14 protein-coding genes are annotated in these 12815 nt (G+C 64.5%); 8 read left to right on the top strand and 6 right to left on the bottom strand.

Annotation, left to right across the window (positions count from 1 at the left end):
• Positions 1 to 41: 41 nt before the first annotated feature.
• The 3 genes from ORS3428_RS10565 to rpmB all read right to left on the bottom strand — a co-directional run bounded on the left by ORS3428_RS10565 (position 42) and on the right by rpmB (position 3014).
• The gene (locus ORS3428_RS10565) at positions 42 to 1820 is read right to left on the bottom strand and encodes a polysaccharide biosynthesis protein GtrA (RefSeq protein ID WP_071097204.1); all 1779 of its coding nucleotides are present in this window, start codon (positions 1818 to 1820) and stop codon (positions 42 to 44) included.
• Between the two features lie 80 nt (positions 1821 to 1900).
• Positions 1901 to 2578 (bottom strand): queuosine precursor transporter, encoded by a 678-nt coding sequence (locus ORS3428_RS10560; RefSeq protein WP_071097201.1) that lies wholly within the window; start codon positions 2576 to 2578, stop codon positions 1901 to 1903.
• A 139-nt stretch (positions 2579 to 2717) separates the two neighbouring features.
• Positions 2718 to 3014, bottom strand: coding sequence for a 50S ribosomal protein L28 (rpmB, locus tag ORS3428_RS10555; RefSeq protein WP_071097199.1), 297 nt, complete (start codon positions 3012 to 3014; stop codon positions 2718 to 2720).
• A 257-nt stretch (positions 3015 to 3271) separates the two neighbouring features.
• Between rpmB and ORS3428_RS10550 the strand changes: the two genes are divergently transcribed.
• The 3 genes from ORS3428_RS10550 to ORS3428_RS10540 all read left to right on the top strand — a co-directional run bounded on the left by ORS3428_RS10550 (position 3272) and on the right by ORS3428_RS10540 (position 5708).
• Positions 3272 to 4063, top strand: a complete 792-nt coding sequence (locus tag ORS3428_RS10550; RefSeq protein ID WP_071097198.1) for a DUF3108 domain-containing protein — start codon at positions 3272 to 3274, stop codon at positions 4061 to 4063.
• Positions 4064 to 4152: 89 nt separating this feature from the next.
• Positions 4153 to 5040 carry an aromatic amino acid exporter YddG gene (gene yddG / locus ORS3428_RS10545; RefSeq protein ID WP_071097196.1) on the top strand — a complete coding sequence of 296 codons (888 nt, stop codon included), beginning with the start codon at positions 4153 to 4155 and terminating at the stop codon, positions 5038 to 5040.
• Complete coding sequence (locus tag ORS3428_RS10540) at positions 5037 to 5708, top strand: lysoplasmalogenase (RefSeq protein ID WP_071097193.1); 672 nt, start codon at positions 5037 to 5039, stop codon at positions 5706 to 5708. Before yddG ends, ORS3428_RS10540 begins: the two co-directional genes overlap by 4 nt.
• On the opposite strand, the gene ORS3428_RS10535 is transcribed toward ORS3428_RS10540, so the two are convergent.
• Together ORS3428_RS10535 and gloB are read right to left on the bottom strand one after the other, a co-directional pair.
• Positions 5705 to 6136, bottom strand: coding sequence for a cupin domain-containing protein (locus ORS3428_RS10535; RefSeq protein WP_071097191.1), 432 nt, complete (start codon positions 6134 to 6136; stop codon positions 5705 to 5707). The genes ORS3428_RS10540 and ORS3428_RS10535 overlap by 4 nt on opposite strands.
• Before the next feature lie 65 nt (positions 6137 to 6201).
• Entirely contained in the window at positions 6202 to 6969 is a 768-nt protein-coding gene (gene gloB, locus ORS3428_RS10530) for a hydroxyacylglutathione hydrolase (protein WP_071097393.1), read from the bottom strand.
• A 200-nt stretch (positions 6970 to 7169) separates the two neighbouring features.
• Here gloB and ORS3428_RS10525 point away from each other — a divergent pair, with 200 nt between their 5' ends.
• The 3 genes from ORS3428_RS10525 to ORS3428_RS10515 all read left to right on the top strand — a co-directional run bounded on the left by ORS3428_RS10525 (position 7170) and on the right by ORS3428_RS10515 (position 10737).
• Positions 7170 to 7952 carry a class I SAM-dependent methyltransferase gene (locus ORS3428_RS10525; RefSeq protein WP_071097189.1) on the top strand — a complete coding sequence of 261 codons (783 nt, stop codon included), beginning with the start codon at positions 7170 to 7172 and terminating at the stop codon, positions 7950 to 7952.
• 108 nt (positions 7953 to 8060) lie between these two features.
• Positions 8061 to 9884, top strand: coding sequence for an ABC transporter ATP-binding protein/permease (locus tag ORS3428_RS10520; protein WP_071097186.1), 1824 nt, complete (start codon positions 8061 to 8063; stop codon positions 9882 to 9884).
• A 52-nt stretch (positions 9885 to 9936) separates the two neighbouring features.
• The gene (locus ORS3428_RS10515) at positions 9937 to 10737 is read left to right on the top strand and encodes a DUF1194 domain-containing protein (RefSeq protein ID WP_071097184.1); all 801 of its coding nucleotides are present in this window, start codon (positions 9937 to 9939) and stop codon (positions 10735 to 10737) included.
• 71 nt (positions 10738 to 10808) lie between these two features.
• Here ORS3428_RS10515 and ORS3428_RS10510 read toward each other — a convergent pair whose 3' ends face one another.
• Positions 10809 to 11738: a glycosyltransferase family 2 protein gene (locus tag ORS3428_RS10510; protein WP_071097182.1), complete on the bottom strand. Its 930-nt coding sequence runs from the start codon at positions 11736 to 11738 to the stop codon at positions 10809 to 10811.
• A 288-nt stretch (positions 11739 to 12026) separates the two neighbouring features.
• On the opposite strand from ORS3428_RS10510, the gene ORS3428_RS10505 reads away from it, so the two are divergent.
• Both ORS3428_RS10505 and ORS3428_RS10500 read left to right on the top strand, forming a co-directional pair.
• Positions 12027 to 12347: a DUF1330 domain-containing protein gene (locus ORS3428_RS10505; RefSeq protein ID WP_071097390.1), complete on the top strand. Its 321-nt coding sequence runs from the start codon at positions 12027 to 12029 to the stop codon at positions 12345 to 12347.
• Between the two features lie 14 nt (positions 12348 to 12361).
• Entirely contained in the window at positions 12362 to 12814 is a 453-nt protein-coding gene (locus tag ORS3428_RS10500) for a macro domain-containing protein (RefSeq protein ID WP_083355084.1), read from the top strand.
• Position 12815: the final 1 nt, after the last annotated feature.

Here is a 12815-nt window from a genome sequence, read left to right as displayed (position 1 = left end):
GCTTGATTGCAACGACCTGGCTATCGCCACCGGATCGATATTCAGCGGACTTTGTAAATCTCGATCGGCTTGTTCGCCGTCGAGACGACCGGTTCCAGCCATTCAGGAATGTCGCCCCGCAGCAACTGGGCGGCCAGGCCGTTGGGAGCCTCGGCAGCGAGCGACATCTCTTCAGAATTACCGCGGCATATGGCGACCAGCCCGACATGCTCGCGCTCGATGATGGCGCGGGCGGCGTCCGGGGTTCCCATGAAGGCGTCAAGCATGGCGAGGTTGCCGCCGACATTGCGGTGATAGGGGCCGGCCAACGCCCTGTGGCCGGTAAACACCAATATGGCGGAGCCGAGATTGGARGAGGCAAGCACCGTCGTTGCCGGCATGGCGGCCAGATCGGTGAAATCTCCGGGCTTGCCGCAGGTCAGCGCATGATCCGCATCGGAATTGATCCCTGCGGGGGCCTTGTGGGCCACGGACTGCGCCGCGACCGCGACGCCGGCCCAGGTCGCGTTGAGCGATACCAGCCATGCGGCCGCGATGCGGGTGGAGACGCGCCATGACCGTATGACGCTTGCCTGCAGGCGGATCCGGGCGATCCAGGCCGAGAGCGGCAGCACCGCGAAGGCGACCGAGAAGGTCGAGCCGCGAACCTGCCACAGGCTGACAAGGAAGGCGACCGCCAGCAGCACGCCGGCAACGGCTTCCTCGCGGCGCAGACGACGATTGCGCAACTGGAGGGCGATCAAAAGGAGCGCGATGAAAGGCGTCACATAGCGCGAGGCCATAAGCTTCGGCTGGTTGACGGCCACGCTGAGGAAAGGCTGCGCCTCGACGACGTCGTTCAGCCAATAGGTGCGAACGCGCTCGTCCATGCCGGCGTAAGGTGACGCCAGGCATTGCGGGAAAAAGACGATCGCGACGGCCGCGACCAGTATGGCCAGGGCCAGCATCCGGAAGAGCCGAGTCTTGGCAGTCGACTGTCCGGAGAGACCGGCAATCGCCGCCAGACCGCAGCCGGACAGCGCCGCGATAACCAACTGGAAGGACGAGAAGGCGTCGCATTGGGCCACGCCCCAGGCCGCCGGCGGTATGGTGGCGACAAAGACCGCCATCGCCACCATTGCAAATCCGATGCCGAAGTTTCGCGCGGTCAGGCGCTCCTTTTCGTCAAGGATGAAAAGCACGGCGGCACAGATGCCAAGCGCGGCCACGTAAGGCGCTKTCTCCATGCCGACGGCGAGCGTGAGGCCGGCGCACAGGCCGGACAGCAGGGCAGCGGGCCGCCAGAAGGGAGCCTCCATCAGCACCCAGAGGCTGGCCGCCGTCAGCAGCAGCTGGACATTGTGGTGGTCGAGCGTGCCCGGGCTGAAGATGCCAAGAAAGAAAAGTCCGGCGGTGGAAAGTACCAGGGCAGGCATTGCCACCTCAGCGGCGGCAAAACGCCCCGAGGCGCGCAGGATGACGAAGATGGCGAGCCCGTAGAGGGAGAGCGGCCAGATGATCTGCGCGGCTTTTTCAGCGGTGGCGGCGTTGGCGCCCAGCGCCTGGAAGGCGAGGACGATGAGAGCGATCGGCGTGTCGACCAGCCGCGACCAGTGCATGACGAAGCCGCCGGCAAGGCCCATCCTGTATTGGTGTAGATCGAACCAGCTCTGGCCCGCCAGCAGGTCGCGGACCTCGACCAGCCTGAGCATGCTGTCATTGTCGGCGCCTGGGTCGGCAATGGTCGGGAAGCYGGAGACGGCATTGATCGCCAGCACGACCAGCATCGCGCAGAGCGCAAGCAGGAGATCATGTTTCCAACCCGTGCCCTGGATGGTCATGCCGGCCGCGATGTCCTGGATCGTTTTTCGCGATCCTGCACCACCGGCCGTAACAAAGCGTAAAGCCGCCGGCTGGAACGTCAGGCGAAGGCCGGCTGGCTCCAGCGGGCGGCGAGCAGCCGATAGGGGATCAGCGCCACAACGGCGATGATCAGCTTGACGGAGAGGTCGCCCAGCGCCCAGGAGACCCAGCGCATCGTCTCGACAGGCAGCACGCCCATTAGCGGCGCCGTCTCCAGCGCGAAGCTGTCATTGGGGCCGACAAAGGCGAAAGCGGCGGAAAAGGCGAYGCCGAAGAACATGACGGTGTCGAACACCGAGCCAACCAGCGTGCCGAAGATCGGCGCGCGCCACCAGCTCTGCCGGCGCAGACGGTTGAACACGGTGACATCGAGCAGCTGAGCGGTAAGGAAGGCGGCACCGGAAGCTGCCGCGATGCGCACCAGCCGGCCTGCCGCGGTCTCGAACTCGATCAGGCCGTGGCGAAACAGGAAGGGCGGAACGAGGATCGAGCAGGTCACCGCCGTCATGAAGCCGACGAACACCACCTTGCGCGCCACGACTGGACCGTAGCGGCGATTGGCAAGGTCGGTGACCAGGAAGGAGAAGGGATAGGTGAGAGCGCCCCAGGTGAGCAGGTCGGCCAGCGACAGGCCGTCGATCTCTCCCGGCATCGGAAACTGAACGAGGATGTTCGACGCCACGACGACAAGCGCCATGGCGGCCACGAATGGCAGATATCGCTTGAGGAAGGTCATTTTTTTATCCTGGGTGATGGAACCAGCCGAGCGTCACGTCGAACGCTCGCTCATGTTTCGAGCACCGGATGGGTCCAAATACCGCGGCGCGGCTTTCGGTCCGGTGCTCGAGGCGGTCGTCCCCCGCCTGAATGGCTCTTTAAGCGGCCGGCTGCTCGGCGAGCTTCTTGGCGATCTGCTTCTTGAGCAGGCGGGCGCGCTGCGACAGGTCCTTGGCGTCGRCCTTGGTCAGGAAGGCGTCGAGGCCGCCGCGATGCTCGACCGAACGCAGCGCGTTGGCCGAAATGCGCAGGCGCACGTTCTGGTTCAGCACTTCGGAAATCAGCGTCACATTGACCAGATTCGGCAGAAAGCGGCGCTTGGTCTTGTTGTTGGCATGGCTCACATTGTGGCCGGTCTGGACTGCCTTGGCAGTGAGCTCGCAGGTGCGGGACATCTTGTCTAACCTTCAGTTCTAAACCTGCCAAACCATTCTGCTCGCGCCAGGCGGCGCGCGGTCTCGGTCAGGCGGCCTTCGGAAAAGTTGGCGTTCCATAGTTGCATTTCGCCATCGCGTCAAGCTCCGGCACGTGCGCGGCGAGCGAGYGCGTTCCACATAAAGGCCGGAATTCGCCCTATAAGCCCTTCGCGAAGGGATCGCCCAAGCTGGAACCATCGCATTTCCGGCTAGTATCAAGGACTCATCACCCCGCCATGCTTCGCCCATCCCATGCCCTTGCCGCTCTGCTTGCCGCGATCGTGCCGGCGACGGGTTTTGCAGCAGACTCGCCTCGGTCCTTCAAGGGCGACTATACGGTGTCGTTCCTTGGCCTTTCGATCGCCAGGGCAACGTTTTCGAGCCGTTACGACGGCGATACCTATGCGATCGACGGCACCGTCTCCGCTGCCGGCCTTGGCAGGCTGTTCGACGATACGAAGGGCAYGATCTCCTCGAAAGGCACGATTTCCGGCCAGCAGATGCGGCCGCAGGCCTTTCGGGCCGACTACACCTCCGGCAAGAAGGCCTCGATGGTGGACATACGCTTCGACGACGGCGGCGTCGCGTCGACCGAAGTCGTTCCCGCGCCGAAGGAGCGTGATCCCAAGAGCTGGGTGCCGATCGGCGACGGCGACCTGAAGTCGGTGGTCGATCCGATGGCGGCGACCGTTATCCGCGCCGACAGCCTGGAGAAGGTCTGCGGGCGGACCGTCAAGTTCTATGACGGCGAGATGCGCGCCAACCTTACCCTGACCTATGTCTCGAAAGGCGAGATCTCGGTGCCCGGCTACAAGGGCGACACGGTGACCTGCAAGATGGGCTTCGAGCCGGTGGCGGGCTATCGCAAGGGGCRCAAGGCGCTGGAGTTCCTCAAGAACAAGAGCCGCATGATGGTGACATTTRCACCGCTCGGCCAATCCGGCGTATATGCGCCGATCCGCGCCACGGTCGGGACACAGATCGGTCCGCTGACCATAAGCGCGAGGCGGTTCGAAGCCGTCGAGTAGTTTCTTTTTAGGCAATTCCAGACGGGAAACCGCTACACACTTTTCCTGGAATTGCTCTAGGGCGCCACGGCGCGCCGCCGGGGGCAGGGATGGGGCGCGCAACATTGATCGGGTTCTCGGCCGTCGCCATGTGGGCGCTACTTGCACTGCTCACCGACGCCTCAGGGCAGGTGCCGCCGTTCCTGCTGTCGGCAATCACTTTCGCCATCGGCACCGGCGTCGGGCTTGYCGCCAGGCTGGTGATGCCGGCTCCCGGCAAGAGCCAGAAGATCCCGTCGCAGGTGTGGCTGATCGGCATTGCCGGCCTGTTCGGCTACCACTTCTTCTACTTCACGGCGCTGCGCAACGCGCCGGCCGTGGAGGCGAGCCTGATCGCCTATCTGTGGCCGCTGCTGATCGTGCTCGGCTCGGCGCTGATGCCGGGCGAACGGCTCGCCTGGAACCATGTCGTCGGCGCCTTGCTCGGATTTGCCGGTACGTTCCTGATCGTCGCCAAAGGCGGCGGACTGGCCTTCGACGCGCGCTACGCTTTCGGCTATGCGATGGCCGGCGTTTGTGCGCTCCTATGGTCGTCCTATTCGCTCTTGTCGCGGCGCTTCCCGTCGGTGCCGACCACAATCGTCACCTGGTTCTGCGCGGCGACATCGGTGCTTTCGCTCGTCTGCCATCTGCTTTTGGAAAAGACCGTGTTGCCGGAAGGCACGGGCCAGTGGCTGGCAGTGATCGGGCTCGGCCTGATGCCGGTGGGGGCCGCCTTCTATGCCTGGGATGTCGGCGTCAAGCGCGGCAACATCCAAGTGCTGGGGGCGGCAAGCTATGCCGCGCCGCTCTTGTCAACGCTGGTGCTGATGGCGGCGGGCGTTGCGGAGCCGTCGCTCCGCGTCCTTGCGGCCTGCGTGCTTATCACCGGCGGGGCGGCGCTTGCCGCAAAGTCGCTCTTGCTGCGCAAGCCGGCCACCGGCGGAGCAAGCGCATGATGCCGTTTCCGGGCGGCATCGATGCCAATCCGAACGCGACACTTCTATTTTCGATTGCCGCCGCCGCGATTTACGCCTTTGCGCTCGAATTGTCGCCCCGCCTGGCCCGTTCTGCCGCAAAGACGCTCGCTGTCGGCTTACTGGCGGTGCTCGCGGTCATGCAGGGCGGTCCGCTGTTGCTCGTCGTCGCGCTGGCGCTCAGCGCCGTCGGCGATGCGTTCCTATCGCGCGACGGCGAAAAAGCCTTCCTTGGCGGGCTGGCGAGCTTCCTGGCCGCGCATATCGCCTATATCGCCCTGTTCCTGGAGGCCGGCGGCGGGATCGGACTGCTCACCGCGGAATCATGGCGCGGCACGATCGCGCTGGCGATGGCGGCGCTCGTTGTCGCGATGCTCGCCGCGCTTTGGCGCCGCGTCGGTCCGGCCCTGCGYGTCCCGATCGCCATCTATGTCGCGGCGATCCTTGCCATGGGCATCTCGGCGCCCACCACGAGCTTCTTCTGGGTCATTGCCGGCGCGGTGCTGTTCATCGTATCGGACGGCCTGCTCGCGGCAGAGCGCTTCCTGCTTGCCGCGACCTCGCCGCATCGCCTGTGGATGCGCTACGCGGTCTGGGTACTGTACTACGCCGCCCAACTCGCAATCACGCTTGGTTTTCTGCTGGCTTAAGCGGTTTTCGGCTGCCAGCCTGGCTCGGCGAGCTCGAAGGCGGCGAAGTCGAAGCCTGGGGCGACCGTGCAGCCGACCAGCGTCCATTCGCCGAGGCTGCGCGCCGACTGCCACCAGCYGGCCGGCACGACGATCTGCGGCCGCTCGCCCGCGGCAAGCGCAGCACCCAGCACCTGTTCGATGACGGTGGCGGAGCCTTCCTCATGCATGGCGAGCGCCAACGGCGCGCCGGCGTAGAAATGCCAGACCTCCGCCGCGTCCTTCACCCGGTGCCAGGCCGAAAGCTGGCCCTTCTCCAAAAGGAAATAGATCGCGGTCGAATGACCTCGCGCGCCTCCCGAACCGTCGCGAAAAGTCTCGGCATACCAGCCGCCCTCTGGGTGCGGCTGGAGGCCGAGCGTTGCGATGATTTCGGCGGCGCTGGTCATGCGGGTCTTCCAGCCAAATACATGTCGTTATCCCAAAACCGCTACGCCCTTTTGGGTGACATGCATCAGAAATTGTCCTTGCGCTTGCGGATTTCGGCGAACACCTCGGCATCGCTCGCTCTCTCCATGCCGAGATGCCTGCGGATCGTCGGATCGTGCCAGCGCAGGAACGGGTTGGTCGACAGTTCCTCGCCGATCGTCGTCGGCAGCGTCGGCTTGTTGTCGGCGCGCAGCGCCTCGATACGGGCGGCGCGTTCCTTGAGCGCAGAGTTGCTGGGGTCGACAGTCAGCGCGAAGCGGCAATTCGCCAAAGTGTATTCATGGCCGCAATAGATGACCGTCTCGGCCGGAAGCGCGGCAAGCTTCTTCAGCGACTCGTGCATCACCGGCGGCTTGCATTCGAACAGCCGGCCGCAGCCCAGCGCGAACAAAGTGTCGGCGGTGAAGGCCACTTTCGAGCCCGGCAGATAGTAGGAGACATGGCCGGCGGTGTGTCCTGGCGTTTCGATAACCTCGATCCGCTCCTCGCCCAGGTGAATGACGGAGCCTTGCCTGACCGTCTCGTCGATGCCCGGGATCTTGGCCTTTTCCGCTTCCGGCCCAACGATGCGCAGCTTGAAGCGTTCTTTCAGGGCCAGATTGGCCTCAACATGGTCGCCATGATGATGCGTGGTCAGGATCATCGTCGGCGTCCAGCCGGTGCGCTTGATGGCGGCAAGGATCGGGGTTTCTTCCGGCGCGTCGATGATTGCTGTCTGCCCGCTTTCGGGGTCGTGCACCAGCACCCCGAAATTGTCGGTGCGGCACATGAACTGTTCGATCTCGACCGGCATCGCGTCACCCTCCACCGGAGCGCCGTGCGTCCGGGTGGACACACAAAACGCTCTAACACTTTTTGTCTGCTGCATCGTGCTTTCCGAAATCGAAACCGTTTTCGGGCCGACGCAGGAGTGGCCGCAGACATAGGGCGGCGGGCCGGCGATGTCATCCGCATTTGTTGAACTCGCCAGATATCGCGGCTACCGTCCCGGCCATGCATTCCGATATCGTCGACCTCCGCTCCTTCTATTCGACCACGCTCGGGCGCCTGGCCGAGCGTGCGATCACCATGGCGCTGTCGTCGATATGGGCGACCGTTCCGAACGAACGGCTGGTCGGCCTCGGCTACACGCTGCCCTGGCTGGAGCGGTTCGGCACCGATGCCGAGCGCGTTTTTRCCTTCATGCCGGCGACGCAGGGCGCGGTGGTCTGGCCGGYGACCGGACCGACGGCGACGGCGCTGGTCTTCGACGAGGAGTTGCCGCTGGTCGATTCCTGCATCGACYGCATGCTGCTCGTTCACTCGCTCGAGCATGTCGAGAATCCGCGCGAGACGCTGAACGAGATCTGGCGCGTGYTGTCGCCGGCGGGCAGGGTGGTCATCGTGGTGCCCAACCGGCGCGGGGTGTGGGCCCGTTTCGAGCACACGCCCTTCGGCAACGGCCGGCCGTTCTCGCRCGGCCAGCTCACCGAATTGCTGCGCGAGGCGAATTTCAYGCCCGCCGCATGGTCCGATGCGCTGTTCTTCCCGCCGTCGCCGCGGCGCTTCATGATGCAGTTCCACAACGTGCTGGAGCGCACCGGCCGGCGCTTCTGGCCGATCTTTTCCGGTGTGATCGTCGTCGAGGCGCAGAAGAGGCTCTACCAGGGCGTACCGGTCGTGCAGCGCGCCTCGCGCCGCGTCTTCGTGCCGGTGTTCTCGCCGCAGGGCGCGACGACGCTCGGGCGCAAGGCGGCCGATCCGGTGCGGGTAGGAAGGTGGGTGACGCGTTCGTGATCGGGGTCAAGCCTTGCGTCGCAGGGCAATCGTCACCCTATCTGAGGGGAAAGCTTCGCGGTGCGGCATYGGCGCAGACGACCGTTCGCGGATGCAGGGCTCACGGACATGGATGACCAAGTGTATCACAAACCCGGCGCCAACCAGGCTGCGTTCTCGGTCGAGACCAGCAGCCTCGCCGACCAGCTGGCGGCAATCAGGCTGGCGCTGAAGACGTCCCCGGTGCGCCGGCAATTCATATGGGCCTCGATCGGCATTGTCGGTGTCGTCGTCGCGACCTCGATCGGGCAGGTCATACTCAACCGCTGGAACCAGCCTTTCTTCGATGCGCTGGCGCGGCGCGACCTGCCGGGCTTTCTGCACCAACTGGTGGTTTTTGCCGAAATCGCTGCCAGCCTGCTGGTGCTCAATGTCGGCCAGACCTGGCTCAACCAGATGATCCGGCTGAAGCTGCGCCAGGCGCTGACGCTCGACCTGATCGATGAATGGATGCAGCCGGCGCGTGCCTTCCGGCTCGCCCATGCGGGAGCCATCGGCGTCAATCCCGACCAGCGCATGCAGCAGGATGCCGGGCATCTCTCCGATCTGTCGACCGATCTCGGYGTCGGCCTGCTGCAATCCTTCATCCTTCTTGTGTCTTTCATCGGCGTGCTGTGGGAGCTCTCTTCCGGCTTCGTCTTCCATGTCGGCGGCTATTCGCTGGCGATACCCGGCTACATGGTCTGGGCGGCGATCCTTTATGCCGGCATCGCCTCCTGGCTGAGCTGGCTGGTGGGCCGGCCGCTGATCCGGTTCAACAGCGATCGCTATGCGCGCGAGGCGGAGCTGCGCTCCTCCATGGTCCGCGTCAACGAGAATGTCGACGCCATCGCGCTCGCCCATGGCGAGGGGGACGCCAGGCGGCAGCTCGAGATCGACCTCGGCGCGGTGCTCGGCGCCATGCGACGCATCTACAGCGCCCAGATCAACCTGTCCTGGGTCACCGACGCCTATGGCTGGATCACGGTGGTGGCGCCGATACTTGTCGCCGCGCCGGTCTATTTCGCAGGCGACATCACCTTCGGCGGATTGATGATGGCGGTCGGCGCCTTCAACCAGGTAAATTCCTCGCTGCGCTGGTTCATCAACAATATCGGCGCCATCGCCGACTGGCGGGCAACGTTGATGCGCGTCGCCGACTTCCGTATCGCGCTTGGCGAAACGGACATCCTGCACGCCAGGGAACGGCGGATCGAGCTCGGCGAGAACGCAAATGRCACGCTGACATTCGAAAAGCTCGAAGTCGCCTCGCCCGACGGCTGCACCAGGCTTGCCGAGACGGATGTCGAGATCCGCCCCGGCGAGCGCGTCATGATCACTGGCGACCCGCGCGCCGGCAAAACGCTGTTCTTCCGGGCCATTGCCGGCCTCTGGCCGTGGGGAGGCGGGCGCATCGGCATGCCGGCCGGBGAGACGCCATTCTTCGTGCCGCGCACGCCCTATTTCCCGCTCGGCCCGCTGCGCGACGTGCTCAATCATGCCGAAGGCGCCAAGACCGACGACGCCGAGATTTCCGCCGTGCTCGGCGAAGTCGGCCTGGAGCGCCTGTCGTCTGAGCTCGACCGCTCGGCGCGCTGGGAGCATGAACTGGCCGACGACGAACAGCGGCTGCTCGCCTTTGCCCGGCTCGCGCTGAGGAAGCCGAAATGGGTGATCATCGACGAAGCGCTGGATACGTTCGACGGCGCGACGTTGCGGCGCGTGCTGGCGATGCTGCAGGCCCGGCTGCCGGACGCGGCGATCCTCAACATCGGGCGCGGCCTGYACAATAACCAGTTCTTCCCGCGCGCCCTCACAATCGTCAAGGACAGCGGCCGACCGGCCCTCAAGCCGGCCCGCCTTCGCGCCGGGGCGATCGAACCCCCACCGGCTACGGCTCGTCGCAAGAAATAGCTTTATTTCGCCGCGATCGCCGGGAAGAATCGCGGCGTGGTCGGAGCCTGCGATGCTCAAGCTGCTCAGCCTGCTTGCCTGCCTTGCCTGTGCCGAGGCGGCGCCAATGCCTGCAATCGCCGACGGAGGCCCGGTCGATGTAGAACTCGTGCTGGCGGTCGACATCTCGCAATCGATGGACGAGCAGGAGTTCGCCCTGCAACGCGCCGGCTATGTCGAGGCGCTGCGCCATCCCGATTTCATCAGTGCGGTGCGCTCGGGTCGAACTGGTCGGATCGCGCTCGCCTATTTCGAATGGGCGGGCGTCGTGCGCGACGACGGTGTGATCGCCTGGCAGCTCATAGACGGCGCGGACGGTGCCAATGCCTTCGCCGACAAGATCGCGAGCCGTCCTTTCCGCAGCTTCCGCGGCACCTCGATCTCGGGTGCTCTCCGCTTCGGCGCCGAGCTCTTGGAGAAAAGCGGCTTTTCGGCGCCGCGCCGGGTCATCGACATATCGGGGGACGGCCCCAACAATGCCGGGTTGCCGGTCTCCGCGACCCGCGATGCCGCCCTGGCCAGGGGCATTGTCATCAACGGCCTCCCGATCCTGATCAACCCGTCGCCAAGCGTCAGCCGGCTCGACCGCTACTATGCCGATTGCGTCGCAGGCGGCCCCGGCTCGTTTGTCTTGCCGATCCACGCGGCCTCCGAATTCTCGACCGCGATCCGCCGCAAGCTGGTCCAGGAGGTAAGCGGCGTCGTCGATGCCAGAACGATCCGCGTCGATGCGGAGACGCAGACCGACTGCATGCTTGGCGAGCGGCTGCGGCAGCGGTTTTCCGATCCGTATTTTCCGGAACTGGACCGGTAAGGTCCTTTGTTTCTTGGGCAATTCGGGGGCCRCAATCGGCTGCGAGGCTTTTGCTGGAGCTGCTGCGCGTCTCAGGCGGGCCGGGCRCCATATTTGGCGCGGAACTCGTCATAGCAGCCGCGGCGCCAGCGGCGGCCGACGACATAACCGCGCGCCAGTTCGGGCAGGGAGTAGCCGAGCGCCTTGGAGGACCGGTTGGCGAGATAGCCGGAAAAGGCCTGCGGCAGCCTGCCCTTCAGTATGTCGGCGATGATCTGCCGGGCGATCATGTAGGGTGGAACATCGGGATAGCGATCAGCGATGTAAGGGTGCTTGTCGATCAGGTTGGCATAGGCCTCGACATAGCCGTCGCGACGGCCGGAGATCGAGTTCTCCGAATTGTATTTTTTCCAGTCGATATCCTCGGACAGCAAGGCGCCGCTGCGGTGGGCAAAACGCAGCAGCAGCTCGCGGTCCTGCATACGCGTGATGTCGCTGTCATAGCCGCCGATCGCAAGCAGCGACGCGTGCCGGGCCGTTATCGCCGAGCCTGCGATGAAGATCGTTTGCGAGACCAGCGCGCGCTGCAGCGTGCTTTTGTCGAGAAGGGCCTCGCGATTGACRCATTTGGCGTTGCGGTGGCCCTTCACCGAGACGTAGGAGCTGATCAGCACCTCGAGCGACGGGTTCTGGTCGAAGCGCGCCAGCGTCCGCTCAAGCCGGTCCGGCAGATAGACATCATCCGAATCCAGGAACGTCACGATCGGCGCCCGTGCGCGCTCGATGCCCGCGTTGCGCGCGGCATTGGCGCCGCGCCATTTCGCGCCGACATAGATCAGCCTCGGGTCATGAATTTGCGCCAGCCCGGCGGCCGTCCCATCGGTCGAGCCATCGTCGACCACGATGTGCTCGAAGCGGGTCAGCGTCTGGGCGAGGACGCTTTCCACGGCGCGTATCACCTGGCTGCGCCGATTGTGCGTCGGCGTGATCACGGTGATCAGCGGAGCCGCTTCGCCCGACATCCGGCTACTGCTACCAGCCGGCGTTCGTCGGATAAGTCCGGTGAATGCCTTCCATGCCCGCCCCTTTTGTTTGCGGCGACGCTACAAAAAAGCGGTCTTGGTGTCATCCCGAGGCCGGCGCGGGAGGCGTGGATTCTGGTCGGTTTCCGCGGCATTGCGGTTTGAGGGCAACACCGTTGCCTGCGTTCCTTGATAACCTCGAAGGTAATCGACCGGCATACCCCACCTCTGCAAACTGTTCCCCAACGAAGCCGGCAGGTCGGCTTCGATCAAACGAAGGAGCAGATGATGACCGCCTACGCCGTTGCCCATATGCGCCACGTCACGCCCGGCCCCTGGATTGTGGAGTATCTCGAAAAAATCGACGCCACGCTGGCAGCCTTCGGGGGGCGTTTCCTCGTCCATGGCGGCGAAGTCGATGTGGTCGAAAACAACTGGCCGGGCCACCTGATCGTCATCGAATTCCCGGACAGGCAGCATGTGCGCGACTGGTACAATTCTCCGGCCTATCAGGCGATCCTCAAGTTGCGTACCGGCAATTCCGAATCCGACGTCATCTTCGTTGACGGCGTCGAGCATCCGCACAAGGCTACGGACGTRCTGGGCTGAAAGAGGAGGCGCCAATGCGGACGATTCGCGGCGATCTGCTACAACTTGCGCTGGACGGCCAGTTCGACGCAATCGTGCAGGGATGCAATTGCCAGTGCCATATGGGCAAAGGCATTGCTCTTGCCATCAAACAGCGCTTTCCCRAGGCCTATGCTGCGGACCTCGCGACTGCCAAAGGTGAYCGCTCCAAGCTGGGAACCATTTCAGTTGCCGAGATCCGTCGAGGAGAGGACCTTCCATATCGTCAAYGGTTACACCCAGTTTCATTGGCGTGGGCTCGGTGTGAAGGCCGATTACGATGCCATCCGCAACGTCATGAGGGCGGTCAAAACCAAGTTTCCCGCCAGCGTATCGGCTACCCGAAGCTCGGCGCAGGCCTCGCGGGAGGTGATTGGGCGGTCATCGCCTCGATTATTGACGAGGAACTCGCCGGCGAGAACCACACGCTGGTTGAGTTCGCTCCATAGG

The sequence above is a fragment of the Mesorhizobium sp. ORS 3428 genome, from assembly GCF_001854785.1.
Lineage (GTDB): Bacteria > Pseudomonadota > Alphaproteobacteria > Rhizobiales > Rhizobiaceae > Mesorhizobium.
This window is presented reverse-complemented; position numbering and strand designations above follow the sequence as displayed.